Source organism: Salinivirga sp. (assembly GCF_035268865.1).
Classification (GTDB): domain Bacteria; phylum Bacteroidota; class Bacteroidia; order Bacteroidales; family Salinivirgaceae; genus Salinivirga.
In genome coordinates this window covers 1-3,286 of sequence record NZ_DATFKB010000094.1, presented here as the reverse complement: position 1 = coordinate 3,286, position 3,286 = coordinate 1, and the positions used below count along the sequence as shown (strand labels likewise).

The following is a 3,286-nucleotide window of genomic DNA, read 5'->3' as shown; positions in this document are numbered from 1 at the left end:
TATTTTATTTTTTAAAAACACCCCTGTAATCCTATTTCGGCAAGCTCAATACATTGCCTCAAGGGAATATACTTTGATTTTATATTGTTCTCCCTCCAGGGAGAACTAAAGAGGGTGTTGACATTCATTTTTTAACAAAATTTGTACCCAATAAAAACAACAAAGGCTGATCCAATCTTTTATTCCAGGCATTTTCTGAATGGTTTGTCCCTTCAAAAAACAGGTTTTTAGAATCTTTTGGGGTATATCCTTTTTGTTTTAATACCTCATCAACTCTTGGGGCGTATTGCGGGTAATGCTCATCGAGTGTTTTATTGCCGTAATCAAAATACAATTTATGCTTACCGGCTTGAGGCAAATATTCTTCCATATAGCTAAATATGGCATCCGGCAACGGATTATCTTCAATAGACTGAGCCCCAACCCAATGTGTAGATAAGCAAGCAGCTCCTCCAAATACGTCAGGATATTCAGAAACAGCATACATACTCATTAATCCACCCATACTGGAGCCCATGACAAAAGTATGTTCTCTTTCTGTTTTTGTTGAAAATTTTGAATCGATAAAGGGCTTGAGCTCACCGACTAAAAACCGTAAATAATTATCGCCGTTTAAAGAAAATTTTTGATTCCCGTTACGGTCTGTTGCTAACTTTTTTTCTGAGGCCGAAAGGTAAGCATATGCTTTCTGAGGAAACAAGTCCTGCCAACGGATTTCCGGTATGTTATGAATAGCGACAATAATATATTCTTCAACTTTGTTTTCATTCATGAGCTGTGTTGCCCATTCGTCCACTTTCCATTCCTGTTTATTCCAGGTGGTTGTGGCGTCAAACAACATTTGACCATCATGCATATATAAAACGTTGTATGTATTTTCATCTGAATAATTTTCGGGTAACCACACATCAATTGGTCTGGACTTGATATATTGCGAAGGAAAGGCATTAATACGTTGAATAGTTCCAGCTGAAAGCTGAATGTCCGGTTGTGGTTTTGGTTGAAGGTCTTTCAGTAATGGATTTATCTTAGGAATGGGTTTATCAAATAACCAGCAGATGGCCTCTGCAAAATTACCACTCCAAAAGGTTTCGTTGTGCTTCCCGCCTTCAACTTCTTTGTAGTATAGATTTTCAGGTTCAAATCCATTTTCAAGCAATGTATCTCTCATTTTTTGAGCATCCGACAGCAAACTATAGCCTTCTACGGTTCCGGCAAGCAGGTATAGTTTTAAATTATTTGATTTTGTGTAATTGTAAACAGAATCAGAAATCCAATATGATGGCGAAAACGCACCTATCTTTCCAAAAATGCCATTGTATTTAAATCCGGCATAATGTGAAATCAAACCACCAAGGGAAGCTCCAATCATGCCCGTATTTGATCTATCAGGTGTGGTGCGATAGGTCGAATCGATTTTCGGTTTTAGCGTGTTTACAATAAAGTTTAAATATTGATTACCTTCCGGATGATCTGAATATTTATAAATGTAAGGCGACAATTCAGATGTTCTATACTTCGCACCATGGTCAATCCCAACAACAATTACCTCTAAATCATTGTATTTTGAAAGAGCGTCTAAAGTTTCATCGGCTTTCCATTCGCCAAAACCTGAGGTCTCCTCCATAAATAAATTTTGTCCATCATGCATATAAACTACAGGGTAAGTGTCTGAAGATGAATTATAATTTGGCGGTGTGTAAACCCAAATTCTTCGGTATCTGTCTAACTGAGGCATGTAAATAGAATCGCTCAATATGTGAAGATTTTCAGGCAAAACCAGGCCTTTCTTTTCCTGATGACCCCAACTTTCAACTGTAACCATCAGCGTGTCATTGGGCTTGGAAAATTGATAAGTCCTGTTGCCAATATCATTACCGTTTTTATCTTTTTCAACAGTATCCCAATGGCCAAGCGTAAATTTAAACTCTAAATCCCCTAAAGTATCATATAACCTGGTTTGATAAAACTCGCCTTTTTTTTCTAATACATAATTTTCGCTTCCGCCTGTCCAACCTTCAAAATTTCCGGAAATATACACAGCCGAAGGTTCAGAAACTGAAAAATTTGCGTCTAAAAGAATAGTCACCGATTTCTGATTGGCATTTTGACCTTTACAACCCCACAGTAGAGTTGAAGTTAATATGGCTAAAGCTATGTGCTTGAAAAATTTCAACTTTTTTAAATTATAATTTGGTCGTTAGAAATGTTAACCCGTTTGGTTGTATATTGATGCTTTCTGCCCACGTCAATGACTCATTACTGACTACATTTTTCAGTGTTTTTCCATTAAGCTCCATTTCTGCAAATCGCTTTGTGTCTGTACTTGATTGGTTGGTCTTGTTGATGATTACCACAATAGTTTCATCGGCATGAGACCTGAACAAGACATAAATCCCATCTTTGGGTGCAAAGTGGATAGTTTTACCTTCGTGAATGGCTTTGCTTTGCTTTCGGTAATTTACCACTTTTTTGACAAAATTCTGCATGTCTTTTTGGTCATTGGATAACCCCTCACCTGTAAACGCGTTGACCTCATCACCTGCCCAACCGCCGGGGAAATCTGTTCTGATAAGTCCGTGGTCTCCGGGTTTTTCAAAATCGGCCATCAGTATTTCTGTCCCATAGTAGATTTGAACAGTTCTTGGCATAGCCAGAATATAGCCCAATGCCATTTTTGTTTTTGAGATATCTCCGTTAAGCTGTGTATGAATTCTACTCATGTCGTGATTATCCGGAAAAACAAGAATATCTTCTGGTCGTGGATAGATAAAGTCATTGGCCAGGCCTTCATACATTTTAACGAGACCTGTGTCCCAGCTTTCGTCTTCATTAAGTGCATTTACAATATTTCTTTGCATGGCAAAATCCATAGTGGACCTCAGGTTAGATTTATAACCGTCCTTATTTTCCATACCATCCTGCCAATAAGCAATGAGCAGTGGATTATAACTCCATTCTTCGCCAACAATGTTGAAGTTTGGGTACTCTTTCATAATAGCGGCGGCCCAGTTGCTCATAAATTCTTTGTCAGGATAAGGGTAAGTGTCCTGTCGAATGCCTCCAAGCTTGAACTCCTCTATCCACCAAATACTATTTTGAATTAAATACTTAGCCATAAATGGATTGCGCTGATTTAAATCCGGCATACTTCTGACGAACCATCCGTCAGTCATTCCTTTCTTATCAATTTCTGCAGCATAACTGTCCTGATTGGTCGTTCTGCGATGGTTTGATGTGATAACGTCGTCATTATCCCAGTCATTGATGTTAGCCTCGTAATGCG

2 protein-coding genes are annotated in these 3,286 nt (G+C 38.3%); both read right to left on the bottom strand.

Annotated elements, in window-relative coordinates; translation table 11 throughout:
* Positions 1-124: 124 nt before the first annotated feature.
* Positions 125-2,176, bottom strand: coding sequence for an alpha/beta hydrolase (locus VJ937_RS05695; RefSeq protein ID WP_324065924.1), 2,052 nt, complete (start codon positions 2,174-2,176; stop codon positions 125-127).
* Between the two features lie 10 nt (positions 2,177-2,186).
* Positions 2,187-3,286 (bottom strand): cyclomaltodextrinase C-terminal domain-containing protein (locus tag VJ937_RS05690; RefSeq protein ID WP_324065923.1); only part of this gene is annotated, 1,100 nt, incomplete at its 5' end.